The 26047-nt window shown below is 64.4% G+C and carries 22 protein-coding genes; 9 read left to right on the forward strand and 13 right to left on the reverse strand.

What is annotated here, in order from left to right:
- The first annotated feature begins 216 nt into the window (after window positions 1-216).
- A complete protein-coding gene (locus tag ACZY08_RS07015; RefSeq protein WP_463743817.1) occupies window positions 217-432 on the forward strand; it encodes a hypothetical protein in 216 nt (71 codons plus the stop codon).
- 14 nt (window positions 433-446) lie between these two features.
- On the opposite strand, the gene ACZY08_RS07020 is transcribed toward ACZY08_RS07015, so the two are convergent.
- The 7 genes from ACZY08_RS07020 to ACZY08_RS07050 form a co-directional block, all read right to left on the reverse strand.
- Window positions 447-1091 carry a helix-turn-helix domain-containing protein gene (locus ACZY08_RS07020; protein ID WP_463743818.1) on the reverse strand — a complete coding sequence of 215 codons (645 nt, stop codon included), beginning with the start codon at window positions 1089-1091 and terminating at the stop codon, window positions 447-449.
- Between the two features lie 11 nt (window positions 1092-1102).
- The gene (locus tag ACZY08_RS07025; protein WP_463743819.1) at window positions 1103-2296 is read right to left on the reverse strand and encodes an NAD(P)/FAD-dependent oxidoreductase; all 1194 of its coding nucleotides are present in this window, start codon (window positions 2294-2296) and stop codon (window positions 1103-1105) included.
- The gene (locus tag ACZY08_RS07030; RefSeq protein WP_463743820.1) at window positions 2293-3585 is read right to left on the reverse strand and encodes an FMN-binding glutamate synthase family protein; all 1293 of its coding nucleotides are present in this window, start codon (window positions 3583-3585) and stop codon (window positions 2293-2295) included. The genes ACZY08_RS07025 and ACZY08_RS07030 overlap by 4 nt, the downstream gene beginning before the upstream one ends.
- On the reverse strand, window positions 3585-4283 hold the full coding sequence (locus ACZY08_RS07035) for a protein glxC (RefSeq protein ID WP_463743821.1): 699 nt from the start codon (window positions 4281-4283) through the stop codon (window positions 3585-3587). Before ACZY08_RS07035 ends, ACZY08_RS07030 begins: the two co-directional genes overlap by 1 nt.
- Window positions 4271-5140 (reverse strand): class II glutamine amidotransferase domain-containing protein, encoded by an 870-nt coding sequence (locus tag ACZY08_RS07040; RefSeq protein WP_463743822.1) that lies wholly within the window; start codon window positions 5138-5140, stop codon window positions 4271-4273. The genes ACZY08_RS07035 and ACZY08_RS07040 overlap by 13 nt, the downstream gene beginning before the upstream one ends.
- A gap of 11 nt (window positions 5141-5151) precedes the next feature.
- Window positions 5152-6465 carry a type III glutamate--ammonia ligase gene (gene glnT / locus ACZY08_RS07045; protein ID WP_463743823.1) on the reverse strand — a complete coding sequence of 438 codons (1314 nt, stop codon included), beginning with the start codon at window positions 6463-6465 and terminating at the stop codon, window positions 5152-5154.
- 133 nt (window positions 6466-6598) lie between these two features.
- Window positions 6599-7852, reverse strand: a complete 1254-nt coding sequence (locus tag ACZY08_RS07050) for an ammonium transporter (protein ID WP_463743824.1) — start codon at window positions 7850-7852, stop codon at window positions 6599-6601.
- Window positions 7853-8040: 188 nt separating this feature from the next.
- On the opposite strand from ACZY08_RS07050, the gene ACZY08_RS07055 reads away from it, so the two are divergent.
- Genes ACZY08_RS07055 through ACZY08_RS07065 form a run of 3 tightly spaced genes read left to right on the forward strand, consistent with a single transcriptional unit; the run spans window position 8041 to window position 10741 of the window.
- Window positions 8041-9336, forward strand: a complete 1296-nt coding sequence (locus tag ACZY08_RS07055; protein WP_463743825.1) for a cytosine permease — start codon at window positions 8041-8043, stop codon at window positions 9334-9336.
- Window positions 9333-10022, forward strand: a complete 690-nt coding sequence (gene biuH, locus ACZY08_RS07060; RefSeq protein WP_463743826.1) for a biuret amidohydrolase — start codon at window positions 9333-9335, stop codon at window positions 10020-10022. The genes ACZY08_RS07055 and biuH overlap by 4 nt, the downstream gene beginning before the upstream one ends.
- Complete coding sequence (locus ACZY08_RS07065) at window positions 10019-10741, forward strand: GntR family transcriptional regulator (protein ID WP_463743827.1); 723 nt, start codon at window positions 10019-10021, stop codon at window positions 10739-10741. Before biuH ends, ACZY08_RS07065 begins: the two co-directional genes overlap by 4 nt.
- A 1-nt stretch (window position 10742) precedes the next feature.
- Here the strand turns inward: ACZY08_RS07065 and ACZY08_RS07070 are convergent, their stop codons facing one another.
- From ACZY08_RS07070 to ACZY08_RS07080, 3 genes are read right to left on the reverse strand one after another with little or no spacing between them, the layout of a single operon-like run.
- Window positions 10743-12113, reverse strand: coding sequence for an alpha/beta hydrolase (locus ACZY08_RS07070; RefSeq protein ID WP_463743828.1), 1371 nt, complete (start codon window positions 12111-12113; stop codon window positions 10743-10745).
- Window positions 12110-13282 carry a lipase family protein gene (locus ACZY08_RS07075; protein ID WP_463743829.1) on the reverse strand — a complete coding sequence of 391 codons (1173 nt, stop codon included), beginning with the start codon at window positions 13280-13282 and terminating at the stop codon, window positions 12110-12112. The genes ACZY08_RS07070 and ACZY08_RS07075 overlap by 4 nt, the downstream gene beginning before the upstream one ends.
- The gene (locus ACZY08_RS07080) at window positions 13275-15161 is read right to left on the reverse strand and encodes a hypothetical protein (RefSeq protein WP_463743830.1); all 1887 of its coding nucleotides are present in this window, start codon (window positions 15159-15161) and stop codon (window positions 13275-13277) included. The genes ACZY08_RS07075 and ACZY08_RS07080 overlap by 8 nt, the downstream gene beginning before the upstream one ends.
- 338 nt (window positions 15162-15499) lie before the next feature.
- On the opposite strand from ACZY08_RS07080, the gene ACZY08_RS07085 reads away from it, so the two are divergent.
- The 5 genes from ACZY08_RS07085 to ACZY08_RS07105 are packed head-to-tail and all read left to right on the forward strand — an operon-like array spanning window position 15500 to window position 22421.
- Complete coding sequence (locus ACZY08_RS07085) at window positions 15500-17005, forward strand: sugar transferase (protein WP_463743831.1); 1506 nt, start codon at window positions 15500-15502, stop codon at window positions 17003-17005.
- A gap of 32 nt (window positions 17006-17037) precedes the next feature.
- Complete coding sequence (locus tag ACZY08_RS07090) at window positions 17038-18288, forward strand: hypothetical protein (protein ID WP_463743832.1); 1251 nt, start codon at window positions 17038-17040, stop codon at window positions 18286-18288.
- Between the two features lie 24 nt (window positions 18289-18312).
- Window positions 18313-19530, forward strand: a complete 1218-nt coding sequence (locus ACZY08_RS07095; protein ID WP_463743833.1) for an MATE family efflux transporter — start codon at window positions 18313-18315, stop codon at window positions 19528-19530.
- A 31-nt stretch (window positions 19531-19561) separates the two neighbouring features.
- A complete protein-coding gene (locus tag ACZY08_RS07100) occupies window positions 19562-20848 on the forward strand; it encodes a hypothetical protein (protein ID WP_463743834.1) in 1287 nt (428 codons plus the stop codon).
- 49 nt (window positions 20849-20897) lie between these two features.
- The gene (locus tag ACZY08_RS07105) at window positions 20898-22421 is read left to right on the forward strand and encodes a glycosyl hydrolase family 28-related protein (protein ID WP_463743835.1); all 1524 of its coding nucleotides are present in this window, start codon (window positions 20898-20900) and stop codon (window positions 22419-22421) included.
- A 39-nt stretch (window positions 22422-22460) separates the two neighbouring features.
- Here the strand turns inward: ACZY08_RS07105 and ACZY08_RS07110 are convergent, their stop codons facing one another.
- Genes ACZY08_RS07110 through ACZY08_RS07120 form a run of 3 tightly spaced genes read right to left on the reverse strand, consistent with a single transcriptional unit; the run spans window position 22461 to window position 26030 of the window.
- Window positions 22461-23570 carry a glycosyltransferase gene (locus ACZY08_RS07110; protein ID WP_463744182.1) on the reverse strand — a complete coding sequence of 370 codons (1110 nt, stop codon included), beginning with the start codon at window positions 23568-23570 and terminating at the stop codon, window positions 22461-22463.
- Window positions 23570-24511 carry a UTP--glucose-1-phosphate uridylyltransferase gene (locus ACZY08_RS07115; RefSeq protein WP_463743836.1) on the reverse strand — a complete coding sequence of 314 codons (942 nt, stop codon included), beginning with the start codon at window positions 24509-24511 and terminating at the stop codon, window positions 23570-23572. Before ACZY08_RS07115 ends, ACZY08_RS07110 begins: the two co-directional genes overlap by 1 nt.
- A 34-nt stretch (window positions 24512-24545) precedes the next feature.
- The gene (locus ACZY08_RS07120) at window positions 24546-26030 is read right to left on the reverse strand and encodes a glycosyl hydrolase family 28-related protein (protein ID WP_463743837.1); all 1485 of its coding nucleotides are present in this window, start codon (window positions 26028-26030) and stop codon (window positions 24546-24548) included.
- Between the last annotated feature and the right edge of the window lie 17 nt (window positions 26031-26047).

Below are 26047 nucleotides of genomic sequence, written 5' to 3' on the forward strand. Positions count from 1 at the left end.
CACCCGCTGCACGCGGTCAACTGTACTCCGCGTCAAACCCAGGCCAAAACCCACGGCTGACGTGCACTTCCCCCGATTGGGGGAACGCAACTTCACCCACCGCACCGCCCGATCGACGGACAGACTCCGAGCCGTCCGAGCCGCACTCTTGTCTCAGTGGCCGAACAAGCCGCCAAGCAAATCGAAAAGCTAACTGAGACAGAAGGATTCACGATCATGACGAAGTTCACCAAGGCTCTGGCACTGCCCATCCTGTCCGCAGGCGTCTTCGGCGCCGTCGCGCTCGGCCTGGCCGGCACGGCCGTGGCTCAGACACCGCAGGGCTCGGGCAACCTCTACAGCCCGGACACCTACGCCACCCCGGCCCCCGGAATGAAGCCCGGCTGGCACAACCACCACGGCCCGCAGCGGATCACCAGCATCTACGAGTAGACCGAAGCGTTGACTCACACCTGCGAATCGGGGAAGGCGATCACCGAAAGGAACCGGATCGGCAGTTCGATCAGGTCAACCGGTCCGTGAGCGCCTTCCCCGTCAATCTGTAGCGAGTCGCCCGGCTGCAGCCGATACACCGAGCGGCTGTGGCTGTAGTCCATGACGCCTTCGAGCATGTAGAGGAACTCGGTACCGGGATGCTGGAAGAGCGGGTAGGTCTGGCTCTTCTCGGTCAGCGTGACGTGCAGGCATTCCAGGCGTTTGTGCTCACCGCGCAAAGAGCTGAGCAGTTGATATTCGTGGCCCTGTTTGGTGCCGTTGCGCACGATCTCCGGGCCGGTGCCCGCCTTGACGAATGCCGCCGGCCGTTCGACGTCGGCCCCACGGAACAGGCTGGTCACCGGGACGTCGAGACCTTTGGCCAGCAGTGCCAGGGTAGACAGGCTGCACGAGGTCTGGGCGTTCTCGATCTTGGACAGCATCGCCTTGGAGATGCCCACCCGGGCGGCCATGTCGGCGACGGTGAGCCCGTGCTGCTGCCGCAGCTGACGCACATTGCGTCCGATCGCCGCCTCGAATTCCAGTTCCTCGACGGGCGCGTGCGGATCCCGCTCGCGGGCCGTGCCGGCATTGCGGAGCAGGGGCAGGTCGCTCACGGCACTCCTGTCTAGCGCATCTCCCCGGCACCGACGTACGGATACCGGCTCTTGAGCAAATTGTCCTCCGCGAACCGGGTCAGCCGGAAATCCGTCTCAGGTATCCGCGGGTCGGAGCTGCGGCCCTCGGTCACCAGGTCGGCGACGAGCCTGCCGACGGCGGGCGCGATCTTGAAGCCGTGCCCGCTGAATCCGGCCGCCACGATCAGGCCGTCGATACCGGTCGCGGAGATGACCGGGTTCCAGTCCGGGGTGACGTCGTAGCAGCCCGCGTAGCTGCCGGTGATCGCCGCGTCGGGGAAGCCGGGAAACCGGGTACCGACCTTGTCGACGGTCAGATCGATGAACCCGTCGGTCGCCCGGTTCAGATAGTCGTCGGGGTCGGCGGGCTCGCAGTGCGCCAGATCGCTGTTGCCGAACAGGATCTCCCCGCCCAATTCGGGGCGGACGTACTGCAGTGACACCAGGTCGGAGAACACCGGGACCGCTCCGATCGGCACTCCGGGTTTGATCGTCACGATCTGCTCCCGAACCACGCGGATCGGTACGTCGAGGCCGTAGCGGGTCAGGAACGGCCGGGTCCATGCGCCGGTGGCCACGACGACGGTGCCTGCCGAAACCTTTGTGCCGTCGGCCAATCGGACGCCGGTGACCCGGTCTCCCTCGAGTACCAGTTCGGTCACGTTGGCGCCCTGGCGGATTCGCACTCCGGCGGCCCTCGCCGACACCGCGAACGCCTGCGCGGTCTGGTAGGCGTCGCCGTATCCGCCGCGAGCCTCCCAGCCGAAGGCGGCGAACGGTTCCAGATCGGCCCACGGCCAGAGTTCGGCCACCTCGGAGCGGTCGATCTCCTCGGTCTGCACCCCGACCTCGCGTTGGGCGGCCAGGCTCCTGCGCATCGCCTCGACATTGGGTTCACCGACGCCGACGACATAGCCGGTCTGCCGGAATCCGATGTCTTGTACCTGATCTGCCAAAAATTGTTGAGGGTTCTCGAACACCTCGAGGCCGACGGTGGCCATGGCGGCCAGCGAGCTGACCCCGTAGTGGCAGCGCACGATCCCGCTGGATTTCCCGGTCATCCCGGAGCCGACGGTATTGCGTTCCAGGACAGTCACCTCGGTGACGCCACGTCGACTCAACGCCCAGGCCGCGGCGGCCCCCTCCAGGCCGCCGCCGACGATGACGACGTCGGCAGTACTCATGTCCCAGGTATCCAGTTCGTGCCGGCCAGCGGAACCCGCGCCATCGCCGCAGCCTCGATGGTGATCGCCACCAGGTCCTCGGGCTCCAAGTGGCACACATGGGCCTTCCCGCAGGCCCGGGCGATGGTCTGTGCTTCCATGGTCAGCACCCGTAGGTAATTGGCCAGCCGCCGGCCGCCCTCGACCGGGTCGAACCGGGCCGACAGTTCCGGGTCCTGGGTGGTGATGCCGGCCGGATCGCGTCCCTCCTGGAAGTCGTCGTAGAAACCTGCCGCGCTGCCGAGCTTTTCGTACTCGGCGGTGTAGCGGGGGTGGTTGTCGCCCAGTGCGATCAGTGCGGCGGTGCCGATCGCCACGGCGTCGGCACCCAGTGCCAGTGCCTTGGCGACGTCGGCGCCGGAGCGGATGCCACCGCTGACGATGAGCTGGACTTTCCTATGCACGTCCAGTTCCTGCAGCGCCTGCACCGCCTGTGGGATCGCGGCCAGGGTCGGGATACCCACGTGCTCGATGAACACCTCCTGGGTGGCGGCCGTGCCGCCCTGCATTCCGTCGACCACCACCACGTCGGCCCCGGCGTGCACGGCCAGCTTCACGTCGTAGTACGTGCGGGTGGCGCCCACCTTGACGTAGATGGGCTTCTCCCAGTCGGTGATCTCCCGTAGCTCGTTGATCTTGATGGTGAGGTCGTCGGGCCCGGTCCAGTCCGGATGACGGCACGCGCTGCGCTGGTCGATCCCTTCGGGCAGGGTCCGCATTTGCGCGACGCGAGGGGAGATCTTCTGCCCCAACAGCATTCCGCCGCCGCCGGGTTTGGCGCCTTGGCCGAGCACCACCTCGATGGCGTCGGCCTTGCGCAGATCGTCGGGATTCATCCCGTAACGCGAGGGCAGGTACTGGTACACCAGGTGCTTGCTCTGCCCGCGCTCTTCGGGTGTCATGCCGCCGTCGCCGGTGGTGGTCGAGGTGCCGGCCTCGCTGGCCCCGCGGCCCAGGGCCTCCTTGGCCGGCCCGGACAGCGCGCCGAAGCTCATGCCCGCGATGGTGACCGGAATGTCGAGGTGCAAAGGATGTTTGGCGTGCCGGTCACCGAGGATCACGTCGGTGCCACAGCGTTCCCGATAACCCTCCAAGGGGTAACGCGACATCGACGCGCCCAGGAACAGCAGATCATCCAAATGCGGCAGCCGACGCTTGGCTCCCCAGCCGCGGATGTCGTAGATGCCGGTCTCGGCGGCCCGTTGGATATCGGCGATCGTGGATCGATCGAAGGTGGCGGATTCGCGCATCAGTACTCGCTCGCATTGTCGACGTGGAAGTGGTAGAGGTTTCGGGCCGAGCCGTAGCGGGTGTAGGACGCGGTGTCGTCGTCACGGAATCCACTGGCCGCCAACAGCTCCGCCAGCTCGGCATGGTGTTCGGCACGCATCGGCTTGGCGATGCAGTCCGCACCCAGTGAAGCCACCTCGCCGCGCACGTAGATGCGGGCCTCGTAGATCGAATCGCCCAGCGCCTCGCCGGCGTCGCCGCGAACCACCAGCCGGCCGGCCTGCGCCATGAATGCGCTCATGTGGCCGATGTTGCCGCCCACCACGATGTCCACGCCCTTCATCGAGATTCCGCAGCGGGCAGCCGCGTCGCCCTCGATGACCAGCAGCCCGCCGTGCGCGGTGGCGCCCGCGGACTGCGAGGCGTTCCCGGTGACGCGGACCGTGCCGCTCATCATGTTCTCGGCGACCCCGGTCCCGGCGTTGCCGTTGATGGTCACCTCGGCGAGTTGGTTCATCCCGGCGGCGTAGTAGCCGACGTGGCCCTCGACGGTCACCCGCACAGGGGCGTCGAGGCCGACGGCCACGTTGTGCGCGCCGTCGGGATGGGCGATGACGTACTCGCCGTCGACGCCCGGCCGGTGCAGCGCCGCATTGACCTCACGTAAAGGCGTTGTGCGTAAATCGAACCCAACTAAAGTGGCTGTTACCTGGTCCATGCGTAGACCACCTCCGGTTCCGGTTCCCAAATGCGTGCCTGCTCGACCCCTGGTAGCCCGGCCAGGGCCCGGTACTCACTGGCCATCGCCACCCAGTCGGCGGTTTCGGCGATCACGGCGGGCTTGCAGGCGATGGCGTCACGCACCACTGCGAACGAGTCGTGATCGGAGACCAGCAGGGTGTAGAAGCCGTCAAAGGTGGCGCACAGTTCCTTGAGCGCGGTGGCCACATCGCGGCCGGCGGCCAGCTGTTCGGCCACGAACCGGGCGCCCACCTCCGTGTCGTTCTCGCTGTCGAACGCCACGCCGGCCCGGCGCAGCTCGCGGCGGATGGTGGCGTGGTTGGCGAAAGATCCGTTGTGTACCAAGCACTGTCCCGGGCCGACGGTGTACGGATGGCAGCCCGACGGCGTCACCGCAGACTCGGTCGCCATCCGGGTATGGCCGACGCCCTGCCAGCCCTGCGCTTTCGACAGGCCCCAGGCGTCGGTGAGCGAGCGGGGATGACCGACTCCTTTGAGCACCGCCAGGTCGGCGCCGAACCCGGAGATCAGAGCGGTCGGGTACGCGGCCCGGACGAGGACGAGCAGTTCCTCGGAATCCATATCGGCCGACAGCAGATAGGTCGAATCAACCTGCACCACATCCACATCCGGACCCAGGTCGGGTGGTTCCGGGACATCTGTCACCGAGACGCAGCCCTGTCCGTACGGCGACCACTCCGGGTCTCCGTAGACCGCGATCCCCGCCGAATCGGCACCGCGGTCGGACATCTCGCCCAGCATGGCGGCCAGCAGTTCGCCGAGGCGCGGATACAACTCTGGGCTACGCAGATGCAGCCCGACGATTCCACACATAATTTCTCCTCTCAGAACGCCGTCAGGTATTGGTCGATTTCCCACGGTGAGACGGTGCCGTGGTAGGCGAAGAACTCCGCGCGTTTGACGTCGGCGAAGTAGGAGGCGACGCCGTCGCCTGCGACGTCGAGCACGCCGGTGACGATCGAATCGGTTTCCAATGATTCGATGGCATGCAGCAGCGTGGGTGGCAGTGCCGCCGGTCCCTGGGCGCCCACCGCCCCCGGGTCGAGGCTGCGTTTGACGCCGTCGAGCCCCGCGCCCAGCGACGCGGCGATCGCGAGATACGGATTGGCCGACCCGTCACCGCCGCGCAATTCGATACGTTGACTGTCGGGCACCCGGATGTAGTGGGTGCGGTCGTTGCCACCGTAGCTCGGCTTGCGTGGGGCCCACGAGGCGCCCGACGCGGTCGAGGTGGCACCGGTTCGCTTGTAGGAGTTGACGGTTGGGGCGACGACGGACTGCAGCGCACAGGCGTGGTCCAGGATCCCGCCGATGAAGGCGTACGCCGTCTCGGACAGGCCGAGGCCCCGCTCGTCGGAATCGGCAGATCCTGCAGGGAACACCGGATTCCCACCGCTGGTCAGCGACATGTGCAGGTGCAGGCCGCTGCCGGTGCGATCGGAGAACGGTTTGGGCATGAAGGTGGCCACCATGTCGCGTTGGGCAGCGATCATCGACAACAGGTAGCGCAGGGTGATCACCCGGTCGGCGGTGGTCAGAGCGTCGGAGAATTCGAAGTTCTGCTCGAACTGTCCGTTGCCGTCCTCGTGGTCGTTGGCGTAATTGGACCAGCCCAGCGTGTTCATCGCGGTGGAGATCGCGGTGAGGTGGTCATACATCCGGGTGACGCCGCGCGCGTCGTAACAGGGCTGGGCGGCCGTGTCCGCAGCGTCGGCCGTGGCCAGCGCGCCATCGGCGTTGCGGCGCAGCAGGAAGTACTCGACCTCGGCGCCGACCCAGGGTTCGAATCCGGCGTCGGCGGCACGCTGGATCAGTCCCTTGAGGATGACCCGCGGTGCGTACGGCCACGGTGTGCCCTCGACGTGGGGGTCGCAGTGCACCAGGGCCAGGCCCTCTTTGATGAACGGTATCGGGGTGAAGGACGCCGGATCGGGGATCGCGATGAGGTCGGGGTCTTTGGGTTCCTGGCCCATGGCGCCGACCGCGTAGCCGGCGAAGCCGACGCCGTCGGTGGCCAGCAGCTCTACCGATTCAACGGGAACCAGTTTGGCGCAAGGCTTTCCGCGCAAGTCTACGAACAGCGCGAGGATGAACTTGGTGCCGGATTGTTCGGCGAGGGTGGCGAGATCGGAGGGCATAGCACCAGCACTTTCGTCTCTTTATATGAATCAAAGTATCACAGTAGGAAACATCGGCAAGCCGAGGAATCCCCGGTCACCGGCTGCCGTGGGAGCGGTCCACGGCAGCCGGGCCGGGGAATCGAACTGACTGTCAGGCGAATTCGAGCTCGTAGGCCGAATCTCGGTGGAACGCGGCGTCGATACCCTTCTCCTCTTCCTCGGAGGAGATCCGGATACCTATGGTCTTCTTGAGGACGAACGCGATGGCGAAGGCGACCACGAACGAATAGGCCATTACCGCACCGGCCGCGATCGCCTGCTTCCACAGCTGGTCGAATCCGCCGCCGTAGAACAGGCCGTTGGTGGCGTTGGGCATGCCCTCGCTGGCGAAGAAGCCGATCAGCAGGGTGCCGACCACGCCACCGACCAGGTGTACACCGACCACGTCGAGCGAGTCGTCGTAGCCCAGCTTCTCCTTGAAGCCGACGGCGTAGACGCAGATCGCCCCGGCGATGGCACCGACGAAGATCGCGCCGATCGGGGTGACCGCACCGCAGGCCGGGGTGATGGCGACCAGGCCGGTGATTGCGCCCGAGGCGGCGCCCACGCCGGTGACGTGGCCGTCCTTGAGCTTCTCGACGCCGATCCAGGCCAGGGTGGCCGCACAGGTGGCGACGAAGGTGGTCACCATTACGATCGCCGCGGAATTGCCTGCGGCCAGGGCGGACCCGCCGTTGAAGGCGTACCAGCCGGCCCACAGCATGCCGGCGCCCAGCAGGGTCAGCGGAACGTTGTGCGGCTTACGCAGCTGGCCGAACATCGCGGACTTGCCGAGCACGATCGCCACGGCCAGGGCGGCCGCGCCGGCGTTGATGTGCACGGCGGTGCCGCCGGCGAAGTCGATGGCGTGCAGCTTGTTGGCGATCCAGCCGCCGACCGAGTTCTCGGTGACGACACCGTCGAAGGCGAACACCCAGTGGGCGACCGGGAAGTACACCAGGACCGCCCAGGCGGCGGCGAAGATCATCCAGGCGCCGAACTTCATCCGGTCGGCGACCGCGCCCGAGATGAGCGCGACGGTGATGGCCGCGAACAGGGCCTGGAAGATGGAGAACAAACTGACCGGAAGCCCTGCGACCGTGGTCATGGGTTCCATGAGGTCTTTCATGCCGGCGAATTCGGTGACGCTGCCGACGAATCCGCCGTAGGACGTCCCGAAGACCATCGAGAATCCGAACAGCACCCACAGCACACCCACCAGGGCGACTGCGCCGAACGTCATCATCATCATGTTGGTCGAGCTCTTCACCGAGACCATGCCGCCGTAGAACAGGGCAAGGCCGGGGATCATCAGCGTGAGGCCGATGATGCAACACAGCATGAACGCCGTGGTTCCTGTATCCATCAACATCTCCTGGGGGTGGCGGCCCGGGCGGGCCGATCACTGGGAGTTGACGACGTTTCTGTTACGTGGACCGGCTCGTTGTGTTGCGGTGACGTAAAGCTCGGTGCCGCGCGGCGGTGAGCACCCCGTTACGGAACGTTCATCGACAGAAACGCCGGAGAAATCCGTATACCGCACCGTATACAGCCATGGATACAGCGCACGCCGAACAACACTCGGCGCTCGGTGAGGAGTACGAGAACCAGCCCGTCCCGGTGTCGGCCCGCAAGTCACTGTTCGCGGTGTCCGCGGTGTGGGTCGGGTTTCCGATGATCATGACCTCGGCCGTGTTCGCCGGCATCGTGGTCTACAACCTGGGCTTCGCCATGGGCATGGTCGCCATCGCAGTCGGCGACCTGATCCTGATGGGTTATGTGGGCATGCTGAGCTACCTCGCCGGGCGCTCGGGCAAGAACTTCGCACTCACTGCGGCGGACACCTTCGGAACCAAAGGCTTTCGCATCGTGTCGGCGTTCCTGTCCGCATTGGTGATCGGCTGGTTCGCCTTCCAGACCGGCATGGTCGGTTCCACGCTCAACCTGTCCATGGGGTGGAGTGCACCGTGGATCACCCTGCTGGCGGGGGTGTTGTTCGTGGCGCTGACGTTCGTCGGGATCCGGGCCATCTCGTGGATCGGGGTGGTGGCGTCGGTGCTGTTCATCCCGCTCGGCATCGTCGCCGTGGTGTTGGCGGCGGCCGATCACGGTATCGGCTCCGCGCGCTCCTATGGCGGCGGCGCCGGGGTGGGTGCCTTCGGCTTCGGTGTCGCCGTGACAATGGTTTTCGCGTGCTTCGCCGATTCCGGGACCATGACCGCGGACTTCACGCGATGGGCGCGCAACGGCAGGGAAGCCGCGCTGGCGGCGTTCTCCGCTTTTCCGATCGCCTACCTGATCGCTCAGTTGGCCGGGGCGTTCGTGGTCGCACTCGGTGCCGCGGCCGCACCAGGTACGGCAGGTGGTGACTTCCTGCACGTGCTGGTCGGTGGCGGCGGCATCCTGGTGCCTCTGGCGATCGTGTTCGTGTTCGTCAACCTCGGGAGCGTGTGCGCGCACTGCCTGTACAACGGTGCAGTCGGATTCGGCAACATCACCGGAAAGACCATGCGCCAGTTGACGATCGTGCTCGGTGTGGTGGGAACCGTCGCGGCCGTCGCCGGCATCTGGGCCTACTTCGCTACGTGGCTCAACATCCTCGGTGTGCTGGTGCCCCCGATCGGCATCGTGCTCATCCTCGACCAGCTGGTGTTCGCGCACCGGCGGGCCATCGCACCGCTGTGCTGGAAACCGTTCGCGGCGTGGGCAATCGGAGCTGCAGGAGCGTTGCTGACGCACTTCTATGCGCCTCAGCTCTCCGACGCGGTGGTGGCGATGGTGATCGGCGGCCTGGCATTCACCGCCCTCACCTATCTGCCGGTACGGTCGGCCGTGGTGCAGCCGGCATGACCGTCACCATCAAGGCCGCGCCCTATGTCTGGCCGTACGACGGCGATATCCCCGCCGGCCGGACCGCATTGATCAACATCGACTGGCAGGTCGACTTCTGTGGGGAGGGCGGCTACGTCGACACCATGGGGTATGACCTGTCGCTGGTGCGAACCCCGCTCGGTCCGGCGCAGGAGGTATTGGCTGCGGCCCGCGCGGCGGGATTGTTCGTCATCCATACCAGGGAGGGGCACCGGCCCGACCTGTCCGATCTGCCGGCCAACAAGCGCTGGCGTTCGGCCCAGATCGGAGCCGAGATCGGATCGGCGGGCCCGTGCGGCCGGATCCTGACCCGCGGTGAACCGGGTTGGGAACTGGTCCCCGAGATGGCCGCCCTGCCAGCCGAACCCGTGATCGACAAGCCGGGCAAGGGCAGCTTCTACGCCACCGATCTGGAGCTGGTGCTGCGCAGCCGCGGCATCACCCACATCATCTTGACCGGCATCACCACCGACGTGTGCGTGCACACCACCATGCGCGACGCCAACGACCGCGGATACGAATGCCTCGTCGTCTCGGACGCCACCGGCGCCACCGATTACGCCAACCACGTTGCGGCGCTCAACATGATCACGATGCAGGGCGGTGTCTTCGGGGCGCACGCCCCGAGCTCCGATGTGGTGGCCGCGCTCAAGGAACTGCAGTGACCGGCACGCGGGTCGAGCAACCGGTATCGCTGCGCGACCGGGTCTATGTGGACCTGGGAAAGAAGCTCATGGTCGGTGAGATCGACCACTGCACCCGGCTTGTCGAGTCCCAACTCTGCGGGACGCTCGACGTCAGCCGAACACCGCTGCGTGAAGCCCTGGTCCGGCTGCACGCCGATGGCATGCTCGAGCGGCGCTCCGACGGGTACTACCCGGTGGCCCTGGACATCGCGGGCGTCCGAGACCTCTACGAGCTGCGCATCACGATCGAACTTCGCGGCATCGCCCGAATTCTGGAAACCGACGAGCTGCGCTACGACAAGGACCGGTTGGCCGCGCTGCGGGCCGAGTGGGCCGTACTGGAAGCCAGTCCACCACCGCCAGAGGCAGACATGGTGTTGATGGACGAGTCGTTCCACATCTCGTTGTGCACTGCATCGGGCAATTCGGCGATGGTCGCCGCGCTCGACAACGTCAACCGGCGCATCCGGCTCATCCGGATGTACGACTTCGTCACCGAGGAGCGGGTGGCCGCCACCATCACCGAACACCTCCAGATCGTCGATCTCCTGTTGGACGATCAGCTCGATGCCGGCCGCAAGGCCTTGCACGAGCATGTCGGGGCGAGCTTCGAGGTCGTCGAACGGCGTGCCCTGCGGGCCTTGAGTGCCCGAGCACTCGGTCAGTCGGTCACCTCGCTGGAGGTGTTGTGGGGGTGAGCTACTTTCCGTCCGCCCCGGGCAGCGCCCTGTCCCGCGCATAGGGAGTGCCGAGCTCACTGGCTAGCCAGGGCAGGGATGCCTCGAAGGCCGCGCCGGCCGACTGGAAGTCATGGTCGCCGGTGTAACCCACAACCGAGCATTCGATGTTGTAACCGCTGAGCAGGGTGCACAGCTTATTGGCGTTGGGAGCGTGTTCCTCCGAGAAGGTGTCCCAATCCTCGACGGCGTCAGGGGGCGGTGGAGTGGTACCGGCGTCGCGGTGGACGGTCGGCGTGTCATCGGCGACGCCGAGCCAGGCCGCCATGTTGTCGTACGGGCCGTGTTGGGTGATCACGGTCTTGGGGTCGTACGCTGCCCAGGCCTTCTCGTCTCCACCGAAAAGCCGTGCGACAGTTTGGTCCTTGGTGCCTGCGTTGGGGCCGAGGGTGCCGTCGAGCCAGACGATGGCGCTGAACATGTCGGGGTTCCGAACCGCAGTGACCAGGGAGCAGGTCGCGCCCGATGACCAGCCGGCCAGACCCCAATTCTCGGCCTTCGGGCTGACCCCGAAACGCGAGATCATGTACGGAACCAGGTCTTTGGTCAGATGTGAGGCAGCATTACCGCGGGTGCCGTCGACGCATTCGGTGTCATTGCTGAACTTACCTGAGATGTCGGGAAATACGAAGATGGGCGCGTTGCCGTGATGCAGCGCGGCGTAGTCGTCCAGTGTTTGCAGGGCGCTTGTCGACTGGAGCCAGTCGTTGGGATGATTGAACTCGCCACCCATCATGATCACGGCCGGCAATTGCGGTGGTGGATTGCTGGCGAACCAGGCCGGCGGGAGATACACCACTTCGGTGCGGTGCGCGAAACCTGATGCATCGGCGGGAATGTCGACTCGCACCACGGTTCCGCGGGTCGGTACCTCTCCCTTCTGTTGAAGTGCGGCGAGCTGGGATTCATCGATCCACTGTTCGGGCTCGGTTTGAGTAATCCGAAGCCAAGCTGCCTTGACGGTAGGCAGGTAGCCGGTGGCGGTGTTGAGCGCGGCGAACCCGCACACGACAACCAACACCACGGACAGCACCGATACCAGCCGGCGCCACCACGCACTGCCGCCCCAGCCGGCGATCAGGATCGTTGCGCTGAATCCCAGCATCGCCGTCCAGAACACGGTTCCGAAAGCGATGGCCTCGGCGGACCAGCCTTGGTCGCGTACGAAAAGTCGAGCGGCGGCGGCGAGGCCCACGCCGACAAGTACGGCTGTGAGCAGCCAGCGCCGCATCCACTCCCGGGACCGGCCGCGGCCGATCGACACCACGATCGCGATCAGGGCAAGCAGTTGGAGGGTTATCGGGATCAAGCCGTTGGTCAGGGACAGGTTCATTTGGTTCGGCCCTCACAATCGTTCGGGGCTGCCTCCGATTTGAATCGGTCACCGATCCAAGCCAGTGTCTCGGCTGAATCAGGCTGTGGCTGTGGGTTTTTCCGGATCGTGATGGTGTCGCCCAACTTGCACGCCGCCGTGAGCGCGGTATCGGTCCACGTACCCGGGCTGAAAGGATCGCCATCGTTGTAGACCACGAGCATCGGCGCTCGTGTCGGCCCCTGCGGCAGAGTGGCCTTGGATAGGAAACCCTGCAGCGTAGATGCGGCATCTGCGTCGGCCGGTTGCAGGTCCGTGGCCGGGATCTGTCCGGCGACCTGCTCCGCGGTCGGATCGGACTGGCAGGCTAGAAGCGCGTCCCAGTGCTGTTGGGCGGCGCCGCGGCGAAACTCGTCGAGGTGGATCGCGTCCGGGTACGCGGCTTCCAGGCCGGCAAGGAATCTCGCGAGCATCACCTTCTGCTCGTTACTCAACGTGGCGTTCTTCGCGGCTTCCAAGAGTCCGTCGATGTCAGATATCGGCGAAATGCTGACTGAGCCGGCGAGTTCGAGCTCGTAGGAGTAGTTGTCCGCGAGCTCATTGGCCGCCCAGGCGGCTTGCCCGCCCTCTCCGATCCCCATCGGCAGCCAGGACGCCGACGACTGCGGCACCGCGACATGGGCTGCCTGGACCGCGTCAACAATGTTGTAGCCGGCGGTAGTCGAATCCAGATACGGGTTGTATTGGTTGCCGTCGTCCTCATCGGAAGGCTTGCCCAGACCCTGGAAGTCCGGAACCGCCACGACATAGTGTGCCTTCAGCAACGCCTCTATCGTTGGCGCGAGACCCAGCAGCGTGGGTGAAAGAGACGGCGCGCATTCCGGTGCAATGCCGGTAGTTCTGTTGGACAGCGCGACGATCGGGAATCCGCCCTCCGGCGCATCGCCCTTTGGGACGAAAACCGAAGTTGTCACCTGGGATTGAGTGTCATCGATGCCCGAGCGCGAGATGTGAGTGACGACGTCCATCGATGCAGCGGCGTTGCGCACAGGGTCGACGACATTCGTCAGCGGAACAGAGCCGAGGTTGTGCGGCGCCTCCTCCCCGGAATCCGAATTGGGTTTGGACGGCGATCCACAACCAGCGAGCACCACCATGGCGGCGGAGAGCAACACCAATCCCTTACGCATCAACAGATCTCCTTGTTCTGCGCCGCCACAACCCAATTCCGGCAATCGCCGCCAGCGCGACCAGTGCTACGCCCCCGGCGATCTCGAGTGCGTGGCTTCGGCCATCCGACGGGGTGAGCCTGGATCCGTTGTCATCATCGCGGATGGACGCGGCGACCGGGACGCCCGCCGCCCCGGCGGCCAGCACATCCCCGGTGAGGTGCGACCAGCCGATGTCCGGTCTGTCGAGGTAGTCGATCAGTGGATCCACCAGGGTCCACGCATCAGTGGTCGTGATCAGCGCGACGGTTCGGTTGCGAGGTTCGTCGGCAAAAACCTGAATCGAGCCGAGGCCCCGATTGATGTCCGCGCGCAACTGCGTAGGCAGTTCGACGGTGATCGCCGAGCCCGTGCCGCCCAACGGTGGGTTCAGCGTTGTCTGCTTGAGGGTGTTGGCGTTTGCCACGATCAGCGCCGAGTCGGAAGCTCCGGCGGCCGCCTTGATGTCCACGACCTGAGGCATCAGTTGGGCTTTCGTTTGGCGAGCCAGATCAGTGAGCACGCGCGTGGCGTAGCTGAGCTGGTTCGGACTGGTCCCGTCGAGCGCCACGTAGAACTTCGGGCTGAACTCTGATGGCAGGGAATCGAACCCGCCGGGCGCCGGCCCGCCGCGCTTTACGGTCACGCTCGACTGCTGGTCGACCTGAAAGGTGAGGGGCGCGATCATGGGCCCACACAACTGACGGGGGCTGTAGGTGAGGGCGAAATCGAGGGCGACCTGTTGTGTGAGCGTCCGCTGTGGCAGGTCGAAGGTTGTATCGAGCCTGCCGGTTGGATCGAGGGCCTGGGTGTGGACGACGATGCCGTTGGCGCGCACCAGCACCGTCGCGGCGTCTTCTTTGGCCACCGGTGTGTAGTGGGCGAGCAGATGCACCCGGGCACTCTCGATACGGCCGGCGCCCAGGGCGGCGCGATCGGTGCTGACGGCGATGTTCCCGGACCGGAGCACCTCGGCCCGACCCTTCATGCCCAGTTGGTCGAACGTCATGGTGTCGATGGTGGGCTTGGCGTCGCTGCCTGCTTGGTAGACCCTGGCGGTGTCGACCTGCGCCAGCGCCTGCAGTTCGTTGACGATCAACGATGTCTGTGCGGTCAATTCATCGCCGCGACCTGACAACCGGAGAAATACTCCGGGGGTACCGGGATTGGTGACAGTGAGGCCGGCAGGACCACGTTCGACGACAACGGCGCGGGTGAACTGACCGGACGGCGGCGGGGTCGCCCCGCGCGCTTGGCTGACGACGGTGATGCCGAGGGGTTGGGGCGCGTATTCCCGCACCAGGGCCGACGCCAGGGTGAGCACTGCTTGTTGTTCGGAAGCGTCGGCGTCGTTCGGCGCATAGACCGTGACGCGCTGTAGCACGGGCGGAAAGAACGTGCCGACCGTCGCGGGCGCCGGCTCCGTTCCGGTGAAATCGGCCTCCAGATCGCTGATCTGCAGCTGTTGCATGGGTCCACAGATCTGGCCGGTGCCATCCACCTGGCGCACCGTGAACGACAGTCCGATCGCTGAACTCCGAACGCGCGCAGCCGAAATGTCAACGGTGAAGGGCGTGACGGCCTGATTGGCCGCCACCGGCGGCAAATTCACCGCACCCAGAAAGCCGCCGTTCGGGTCGGAGACCTCCAGGAAACCTGCGCCGAGATTCACCGGGGCATGGATCAGGCCGTGCAGCCTGACGGCGGCGAGCCCGGCAGGTACCGGCACATCGAAATCTTGGTTGCTGTTCGGGGCGTTGAGGTTGATGGTGCGGGGCAGGCCCAGGGACGGCCAGGACAGTGTGACGGTGCCGGGCTCGGTGTCCGCCGCCGCCGGCGCGGCGAGGGCACTCGCGGCCACGAGCAGCGCGAAGATCAGCCGGAATGTTTTTATCGGGAGCGTAAACCGCCGCGGAGCGGCGGTCCGCCCAATGTGCGGCAGGTAATCCGAATCGGGCGAGGACGATGTACGGATCGGATTCACGATTCTCCCGTTTTGCGGAAACCCACACTGGCGTCGGACTATACCGGCGAGTGGCGGGCCAAGCGGTCGGGTTCGCCCGGATGTTCGGCAACCGAAATCGTTGTCGAGCCAAAACTTACGGGCCATAATCACGGGACGTAATGTGGCGGGTGAAGGAGACGGCCACATGTCATATGCCGAGTTTTCGTCCCGACCCAACGTCTGGTGGACCGCCGATGAATGAGCATCTGACCACGTCACCCGAGGTGAAGGCCAACTCTTTCGGCAGTCCGGATGTCGCACCCGCGCAGGCGCGGGCCCAAGCCCGTAGGTGGCGAACCGCGTATCACCGGCGGGTGGTGCTCGCCGACGTGTTGGTCCTTGTGGCTACCGGCATTCTTGCCGAATGGCTCGGATCGTTGCGGCATACCCGCGGGTTCGCTGACACTCTGCATTCAACGATTTTTGCCGCGTTCGTCGGCATCCTGTGGTTCGCTGCGCTCAGTTACACGCAGTCGCGTGATCTTTCGTTGGTGGGTCAGCAGGCCGAGGAGTTTCGGCGTGTTGCGGTGGCCACGTTCGCGACCTTCTTCTTGACCGCGACGGCCGACGTATTCCTCTCCAACCCGGTTTCGCGTCTGCAGTTCGCCGCGTTCGCGTTCGGGGCCCTCGGCCTGACCCTCGCCAGGTTTCTGTTGAGAGCCGACGTGCGCCGACGCAGGAAACACGGCGAGTACATCTCCCGCGTCGTGGCGTTGGGCGAACCCGGCGCGGCGCGTACGTTGAGTGAATACTTTGCTCGTTCGCCGAGTGCCGGGTACCGGGTGGTTGGCGTATGTTTCCCCGACGCCGGTGATCGGATCGGACAAAATGTCGATTTGCCCGCCGGATCCGTTCCCATCCTCGGTTTCAACGACGACAGTGAGATCGAGGCCGCGGTGGAATCCGCGGGAGCCGACACTCTCGCGGTGGTCTATTCCGGGCATTTGGCGCCCGAGCGGGTCAAGTTCTTGGCGTGGCGAATGCAGGCGATCAACACTGAATTCATCGTCGTCCCAGGATTGACCGAGGTGGCCGCCCACCGGCTGCACTTGCGACCGCTTGAGAATTTGCCGTTGTTCGTTGTCGAAGAGCCCACCCATGACGCCATGTCGATGGTTTCCAAACGAGTGCTGGATGTCGTCCTGTCGGTCATTGGATTGGTAGTGGCGCTTCCGGTCATCGCGCTCGCCGGGCTGGCCATCAAACTCGATGACCGGGGCCCCGTCTTCTACAAACAGCAACGGGTGGGAATGAATGGCAAGCCGTTCAAGATCATCAAGTTGCGAAGCATGTACGTGGATACGGATAAGACGGCGCAGCCGGAAAGCCACCGGCACGGCAGCATGTTCCACAAACGAACCTCCGATTCATGTGTGACGAGGGTCGGCAAGGTTCTCCGAGCCACGAGTATCGACGAGTTACCCCAGCTGTTCAATGTGCTCGGGGGGTCGATGAGCGTCGTCGGGCCCCGGCCGCTGGCCGTCGGAGAAGCGGGATCGGACGCGGCCTTCATCGAGCACCGGGAACATGTCAAACCTGGAATGACGGGGTTGTGGCAGGTGTCTGGGCGGTCGGACCTGGAGGACAAGGACCGGGTCCGGCTCGATGTGTCGTATGCCGGCAACTGGTCGGTCGTTGGGGATCTGGTGATCATCTGGCGTACCGTTGGCGCTGTTCTGAAGCGTAAAGGTGCATATTGACCGCAGTGAACGTATCGGCCTCAGCAAATGCTTTGACGACTGCCAAGAAGTTCGAGGCACGCGACTGGTTCACGCAGTTGCTTGCCGGGGCACTCGTCGGCGTTGGAATTGGTGCGATTCTCGGTGCCTTTCTGTTCGGCGCGATGGCGGCGGACACGACGGCAACGGCGCTCGTGCGGATCAAGGAACCGCCGGACCTGGTGGCCATTGCCGGCGGGGCGGTCCAATCGACACCCGTCCTTCCCGACAACACAGAACGGTATGTGGCAGGCGAGGTGGCCTACCTGACAGGCGATGGGTTTGCGCAGGCGGTCGGCGCGCGGCTCGGCCTCACCAAGCCCCCGAAACTGAAGGTGGTGCAGGAGGGGCGCTCATCGGTGGTGTCCATCACCAACACCTCCCCTTCGCGCCCCGACGCGATCAGGGCAGTGCAGACAACCATCGACCTGTATGGGCAACAGGTGGCGGCGCGAACCGATCGGCAGCTGCAGACCATCCTTCCGCGACTGGACCAGTCGGAGCAGGCCGCGAACAATCCGGACGAAATCCAGAAAATACGGGAGGTGCGCGACCGGATTCGGCTGCAGGCCGCGCAGGCCGGCACGCTGCCAGTGCTGGAGCCGCCGACACCTGACTATGTGAGCTCCCACCGGTTGCTGATCGGTGCGGTCCTCGGCGGCTTCTTGGGTGGCGCGCTGGCCCCGTTGATACTTATGGCCCGCAGAAAGCGGTCCGGACGCGTGACGCTGGCTTCGGGTGCATCTGGCCTGGCCGATTCTGTCGACCGCATCCTCATTCCGGTGGTCGATCTCCAACAGCCACCCCGCTCGGAGTGGGGCGACAACCAAATCACCCTCGGTCGCAAGCTGTATGCGCAACTGGGCGCACCGGCCGCAGGCCGGACGATTGTCCTCATCGGCGCTTCGCCTTCGTCGGGGACCTCCACAGTGGCGGCAGTGCTGGAATTGGCCGCAGCCGAGCGCGGGCCGGTGCATCTGACGAACGTTCTGGGCACCCGGCCGGATCCCGAGACGACCGTCATCGTGAAGGCCGGGCCGATAGGTGCATCGGAATCGATTCCCGAGGCGATCGCCTCGGCCACCGACCTTGTCCTGGTTTCCCGCCTCGGCGTCGACACCGATGAGCAAGTTCACCTCGCCCTCTCGTCGGCGGCATCGAGCGACGCCCCCCTGAGCGCAGTCTTCACCTCGCTGCCGTGGTGGTACTTCCGCCGTATGTCGGATCGGGGACCGGTACACCATGCTGACAGCCCCGACGACTAAGTGTCCGGCCGCTCGTAACGGGAGGTGTCCTTGACCGGAAGGTTGCTTGAGAGCAAGGCGTTCCATGCAGTGGTGCAGGTCATCGCCGGACTGGGCCTGAACATCTTTCCCGCTATCTTCATCGCCGTCTACGCCCGGCTCGCGCCGATCGAGGTGCAGGGTTTTCTGGCGCTCGCGCTGACCGTGGGCGTATATGTAGCCCAGTTGATCAATGCGTTCATCATCGAAGGACGTCTCGCCACACCGGGAGCCGACCAGAACTTCTGCCTGCCGATATGGGTCGCCTTGGTGAGCGTGGGATCGGGGGCGCTACTGATCTTCGGGCCAGCTGTCGCGATACCGGCCGTGCTGATCATCAGCGCGATCGGGTTGATGACCGGCATGCTGGTGGGCCGCTCGATCGGAATGGTCAGCGGCAGATGGAAACGCGAAGCGGTGGCCTCGATGACCCTGATCGTCTCCGGTGTGATTGCGCTGGTACTCGCTATCGGACACAACGGCCACAGTGTTCGGGTATTGGCGGCGGGTGCCGTTGCCGCGACATTGATGCGCTACCTGCCACGTACCCCGTTCGGGCGTTCGGGGATGCCACCTGACCTCGGCAAGGCCAGTTGGGTCACGGCAGAGACGGCGGTGGTGGGCGCCGTTGTGCCGGCCATGACGTCTGCCGTGCTGGTTGCCATGGGCCCGGCGTCCTCGGTGGCGTTTCGAGTCATCTCGACGGTGTCGGGTGCCTTGGAACCGATCATCGCCTACGGCAGATACCGCCTGCTGTCCCACGCGAACATGCGTGAGGCAGCCATGGTCGGCGTGATCTTCGTGGCGGGTCTTGTCGCTGTCCTCATCGCAGCCTTCGGTGGGTTCGGTCGGCTCGTCTTCGGACCCGCCTGGAGCAATGTCGGAGTGATCGCCCTGCTGCTGGCTTGCCTGTGGAAGGGCTTGATGCTGCTGTCCACCGTTCCGTTCGCTGCCTTGCGAAAAGCGGGGGAGACCACCGTCGTCTTCTGGTGCCGCGCGGTCAGCACAGTGGCATATCTCGCGATCGGGCTGGCGTTCATGTTTGTCTGGCACTCGACTATCGCCATCTTCCTCGCGTTCGTGATCGCCGAGATCTTCACCGGCATGTTGTACCGCCAGGTGGCGCGCAGATATATCGCTGATTTCGAAGGGGCCGTCGATGTGGTGGCCCGCAAGCTGCGATCCGGTCGGCGGTCGGCAAACGGCGGCGATGGTGTTCAATAGTGAATTAGGCTCGGCTGCAACAACTTCGGTCATGCCGAGGTGGTTCACCCCAGCCTTGTTCATCCTGGGCCCGGTCGCAATGTCCTTCACCGCATGGGTAGCGTTGGCGGCCTGGCGCAACCGCTCATACCGCTTCGGTCCGTTCGACGAGCTCTCAGGCTGGCAGATACCCTCATCGGTCGAGCCGAAAGGTATTGTCCTGCTGGTGCTGTGGTATGCCACCATGGTCGCGGTGGCGACCCTGGGCTGGCGGATCGGTTCGGCGGGCCGGCCACCCAGCCAAAGGGTGATGGCAGCGACGGCCAGTCCACGCTTCGAAAAGCGATACTTCCTGCTGATATCGGCCATCGCAACCGTCGGCGTCGGCTACACCTACGTCCAGATCGCGAGCGCCACCTCGATCCTCGGCGCACTGACCTCCCAGCAGGCAAATGCGTTCAGCCAGTCCATCTCCCAATCCGCTGGCATCGGAACACTTCGCTACGCCCCTATCCTCGCCGCTCCACTGGGCATCTACCTGTGGCGGAAGAAAGTCATCGGTTGGCCGTTGATGACCGCTGGTGTAGCTCTGCTGTTGTTGGACGCGGTGATATCGAGTCGGTTGTCGTTATTGATGGCAACCGTCGTTTACCTCGTGATCTGGGCAAAGACAGCGAGTCCCTCACGCCGGCCCGGTGGCCGGCGTCGCCTTTGGATGGCGATGATCGCGATTCTCGTCGTCGGGTTCTCTCTCCTGGCGGCGCTCAACTATTTCCGTAATGCCAATTACTATCGCGATGCCGGCATCACCAATCCGGCGGAGATGAACTTCTTCCAGATGGGTGCATACCTGTCTGTTCCCGCACAGGTGTCGCTCGGGGGTGCGGGTGCGATCATGCTGGGAACCTGGGAGAAGAACGGTGATCCGGTCGATTCCTTCAACGCAATCGAGCCGACGTTCCTGCAGTTCAACAAGGTGTCCAAGGACAACAGCTGGAAAGGTGACGAGGTCTACGGCTACTCCGCGTCATTCGGACCCAGTTTCTTCACGAACTCCGTATTCGCCGACACCTATGCCGATTTCGGGGCATGGGGCTGGTACTACACATTTCTCCTCTACGGATTCTGCGGATTCCTGTTGGCCAAGATTGTCCGCTACAACACCATGATCGCAGCATCGGGCGGCGTCTTGGCCTACTGCTTCTCCGAGGTATGGCGCATCCAGATCGTGAGCTACGGCTTCGTCATCTTCCTGCTGCTGTCGACGGTGGGCTGTGCGGTGATCGCGGCACGCTGGCCGTTCGGGTCGAAGCGGAACACAGCCGCTGGTATGAGTTGACAGACGGAGCGAAGCGGTGAGCATCCCCCGACGATCGGTGCTATCCGCGGTGGCGTTGGCAGCATTGGCGGGGTATGTGCCGGCAACGAGGGAGTTTTCAGTCAACGTGCGCGACTACGGCGCCACCGGAGATGGTGAGACCGACGACTCAGCGGGAATCCAGGCGGCGGTTCGAGTGCTGAGGTCGGGCGACACCCTGTACTTCCCGAGCGGGAAGTACAGGTTCGCCGAGCAGAACCCGCCCGGCATGGCCGCGATTTCGATCACCGGAATCTCCGATGTAGCGATCGAATTCGACAGTGGTGCAGAACTGGTCATGGACAACCTCGATGAGGACGACGGCACAGGGACCAGCCACGGAATCCTGATCACCGGTCCGGCTTCGCGCATCGCACTACGCAATGTGAAGATTCGGTGGTCATCCCGGCCGCCGCGCTCACTGGGCGACGGGATCAGGATCATCGGCTATCCGATCGGGCTTGACAGCCCACCGCGCGGCTGGAGTGGAGAGCCGGCGCCAGTCAGCAATGTGGTCGTATCTGGTTGCGAGATCCGATCCAGTCCTCAGGCAGGGATGATCCTCATCGGCGTGTCGGAAATCGAGATGACCGATGTGCAGGTGCATGACACAGCGGCCGACGGGCTGCATTTCAACGCGTGCCGTCGCGCGCGCATCCAGCGACTGACCGTCACCGACAACGGGGACGACGGACTCGCGCTGGTGACTGAGTATTCCGATCCACCTCTCTTCAAAAAGGATGAGCAGACCTTCGCCTTCCCGGAACTGACGGATTGGTCTAATGCCGATTTCGAGATCACGGATGTCAAAATTTCCGGTGGACGAGCCAACGGAGCTCGACTTTCTGGGGCCAATCGAGTGCAGCTCCGGAAGCTGAACGTGTCCGAGAAGCGCGGCGGAGCAGGTGTCATGGTCGACTCGACGGCAGCCATCACCGCGGAAAGCGAGTGGCAGCATGTGGCCTCTCGCCGCGTGCGGCTGGAAGCCATCTCCGTTTCCGGCTGTGAGATGGGTATCCAGGTGCTTGCGCGTCCGGGTTCCCGCGCGGACGACCGGTTCACGGATTTCGACGTGACCGCGAGCAACGTGGATATTCGCGATTGCACCAACTGGGCGGTACGGGCGGAATCACTGACGGCGCAACCTGTCACCGGATTTGGACTCTCCACATGTACCGTCGGCGCGAAATCGGTGTCCGAGGGCAACGGTGGCGTGGGACTCGGCAACACGCGTGGGCTGACTCTCGACAGAGTTTCGGTTACCCATTCCCAACTAGCCGTCTTATTCCTTGCGGAGAACACACACGGCCTGGCGGTCGACACCCTGAAGCTGGCCGTTACCCAGTCCACCCAACCCGAGGATCTCTCGATACCGTGCGCGTACTTCGACAATTGCGAGGGCAGGATCACCTCGATGGAGGTCAGTTGGCCGCAGGCACCCGCATCCTGGATTCCGGTTCAGCTCACCATGGAGACGTTCAAGGCGCATTCGTTGGAGATAGCGGCGCTGATGGTGACACCGGCCTCGGTCACCAATCATCTGGGCATCGGTTAGGGCTTGGCGCGGCTCACTCGACGCCCGAAGGTGGATACGTCAACCCAGCACTTCGTCCAAGACTTTTTGCATCTTCGCCCGGAAGTTGGCCTCCGAGAATCCTTCTGCCCACTTTCGGATATGGGCGCCGTCGTACGCCGAAGGATCGAAAGTCTTCATGGCCGAGACGAATCCGTCGATGACTTCGTGATCACTACCCGGAGTGACGAGCGCCCCAGTGGACTCCGGGATGACGCTGTCGAGTGCGCCCCCTGCCCCGAGTGCGATCACGGGCGTGCCGGTTGCCATCGACTCGACCGGCACGATCCCGAAGTCTTCGATCCCCGGCATGAGCAATGCGCGCGCACGGCGGTGCAAGCTGAGCAACTGGTCGTGTGGGACTCTGCCGAGGAACGTCACGTTGGGACCCGCAAGGTCTTGGCACTGCTTCATCGATCGCCCGTCTCCGGCGACCACGAGCCGCGCACCAGCTCGGGTTGCCGCGGCGATCGCGAGGTCCGGTCGCTTGTACGGCACCAGCCTCCCGGCGAGGAGGAAGAAGTCCTCGCGTTCGACCGACGGGTCCGGGGTAAACCCCTCGGTGTCGACAGGTGGGTGAACCACCGTCGAATCACGGTTCCACCATTGGCTGATTCGCTGGGCTACCGCCGTCGAATTGGCGACGATGTGGCGCAACTTCGGTGCGGCCGCACTTTCGCCTCTCTTGGCAATGCGACCCAGAACAGCGAGGGCGGCCGCGCCGGCCCGCCCGCCCGCCTCTTGGGCGCGCATGGAGGGTTCCCATGCCCACCGAGCCGGGCTGTGCACGTAGGCGATGACCGGAGCATCCGTTGCGAACACCGCTTGAGTGGCAAAGGCATGATGGCTCACCACCACGACGTCGAAGTCGTGCAGATCCATGTGGCGGAAAGCTGCCGGAATCAGCGGCGCAAGCGGCGCATACGAGCGTTGCCCGAGAAGGCGGTAGCCGGAGTTCAGCCACGTTGCATGCGGAGGTCGGGTGATGCCGTCCGGGATACTGCCTGGTTTGGTTATCGCGGCGAAGATTTCAGCATCAGGCCATTGCAGCGCTAGTTGTTCGACTACTTGCTCCGACCCGGCGATCTCGGTGAAGCGCTCGTGGACAATGGCGATTCTGCTGTCCGACATCACCTGTCCCCTCCGATTTCGTGTGCGATCGTGTGCAACAGCGGTCCGTCGAGTTGCGACGCCAGATCGCGGAGGACCGGGCCGTATTCGGGGTGGGCCAACGCGAAAGCGAACTGGGCGACCAGATAGTCGGCGGGGTTGCCGGTATCGCACCAATGTCCCTGGATCACTTGGCCGTAGACGGCACGGTCCTTGGCGTACGCGTTGATGGCGTCGGTCAGGTAGATCTCCCCGGTCTGGTCGCCCTCGTACCAGCGTTTGGTCTGCTCGCGTAGTTCGTCGATGACGCCGGGCGTGATGACGTAGCCACCGATTGCGGCGTAGTCGGACGGAGCCTCGTTCGGCTGCGGCTTTTCGACGATGCCGGTGATCCGCAGCAGCCCGTCGTCCAGATCCTCTTTGATGACCGGCACGCCGTACCGGCGTGAGTCCTCGGGGGCCATAGGCATCAACGCCAACACGGGGGATGCCGTCTGCTCGTAGGCCCGGATCAGCTGCTGGGCGCGGGGCACTTCGGCGACGAACACATCGTCGGGCCAGAGCACGAGCACCGGCTCATCGCCGAATGAGCGTGAGGCGTTGAGCACTGGGGTGCCGTTGCCGTATGGACCGTGCTGATGGAGATAGGTGATGTGGCCGCGGGCGGACAGCTGCCCGACTTCTTCGACGGCGTCGGCGTATGCGTCTTTTCCGTCTCTTCGCAGCTGGTCCCTGAGCGTCGCATTCGGACGAAAGTGCTCCTGTATCAATGTTTTCTCACCGGAGACCACGATGGTGATGTCGGTGATGCCGGAGTTGATCAGCTCTCGCACCGTGTGTTCGATGACAGGCTTGTCGCCGACCGGCAACATCTCCTTGGGGATGGCTTTGGTCAGGGGCAGCAGGCGTGAACCGATGCCGGCCGCGGGAATGACGGCTTTGCGGATGGTCTGTTGTGCCATGTGTTTCCTCTCCGTCAGGTGTCGTGGGGACGACCTAGGTCGTGCGCACGTGGTTGACCACAGTGGTCGGATGCACCAAGAGCTTCCTGATGGCGACCGGCTGTGCCGTAACTGTCCGGTCGACAACATTGGCTTGTTTCTTGATCTGTACGGGCGTCCATGACGTGGGCGCCCCTGGCCAACTGACTCGCATCGTGTGGATCGCGCCTTCGCAATTGTCGAAGATCGCGCTCGGCGTCGGAGCGTCGTCGGATTGACCGACCCGGCTGATGGAGAGTTGCAGTGCGGAGATCGTCAGATTGCTCGTGTCGTTCGCGCTGAAGGTGACAATCGGCTGAGAGTGCGTGACCGAGATCTTGCCGAAACTGATGTCTCGGGTGTGGCCCAAGCCGATTCCACCGTTGCCGCCGGTGGTGGACGTAGCGTCCACGACACAGTCGGTCAGTCGGAAGCCGGTGATCGATTGGTCGGTAAGGGACTCGGCCCGCACGGCCCAATTGCTGCAATTGTGGATGCTCGCGTCGACGACGGAAACGCCGAACTCGGTGAATCTGCTGTCGCCGCCAGCCCCTGACCGTGCCAGTACCTGTACGCCCATTTCGCAGTCGGCGATTGTGACTCCCTCAAGTTTCAGGCCGCGGGAAGCCACGTACCGCCAATCGGTGCCGGAGTCGATCTCTGCACTTGAGTCCACTACGACTCCGGCTCCATACGTCTTTCCCCGAACGGTCAGGCCGCGGAGTACCACACCGTTGGCGCCTGCGAATCGAGCGCCGTTGGCGCGTCCGCCGGAAACGGTGACATTTTTGATCGTGAAATCGGTATTTGACCACGCGGTGAGGCCCGGGAAAGCAAACGTCTGTGCTGCGCTGTCGTATGCCGGCTGATCGGAATAGTAGGTGACCAGTGCCAGGCCGTCGTCCCCATTGTCGGTGACCGTATAACCGTCGACATGTCCCCGGCGGCACGCGTTGAAATGCAAACCGTCGGCAGCTGTGTCGTGGACCCGCAGGTCGGTGACGCTGACGTCGGAGACCGCCATGAGGATGACGCCTGCCTGCGGGCTGGACTGGACCTCGCAGTGGGAGATCCGGACGTTGCCAACCGGTGCAGGCGGACCGGTCCAGCCAATGGGCGACGTGTTGTCGACGGGGTATCCGACGATACGGATGCCGTCACCCATCGACCGGGGCGCCTTTGTCGCCCAACGAATCTTTACGTTGCTCAGAGAGATGTGCGACGCCGGACCCTGTATCAGGATTGCGTGGCCTGCTCCCATGCCCTTGTCGTCCAGGTTGTCCATGAGGAGCTCGGCACCGGTATCGAATTTGATCTCTACGTTCGAGATTGCCGAGATGGCAACTGCGGCCGCACCATCGGGATTTGGCTCCGCGAACCGGTAGCGCCCCTTAGGGAAGTACAAGATGCTGCCCGGTCGCACTGCCCGGACAGCGGCCTGGATTGCGGTTGAATCGTCGGTATCGCCGTCACCTTTGGCCCCATAATCACGGACGTTCACCACGGACCGCGCGGCCG

The sequence above is a fragment of the Mycobacterium sp. IDUB_9 genome (assembly GCF_055419505.1).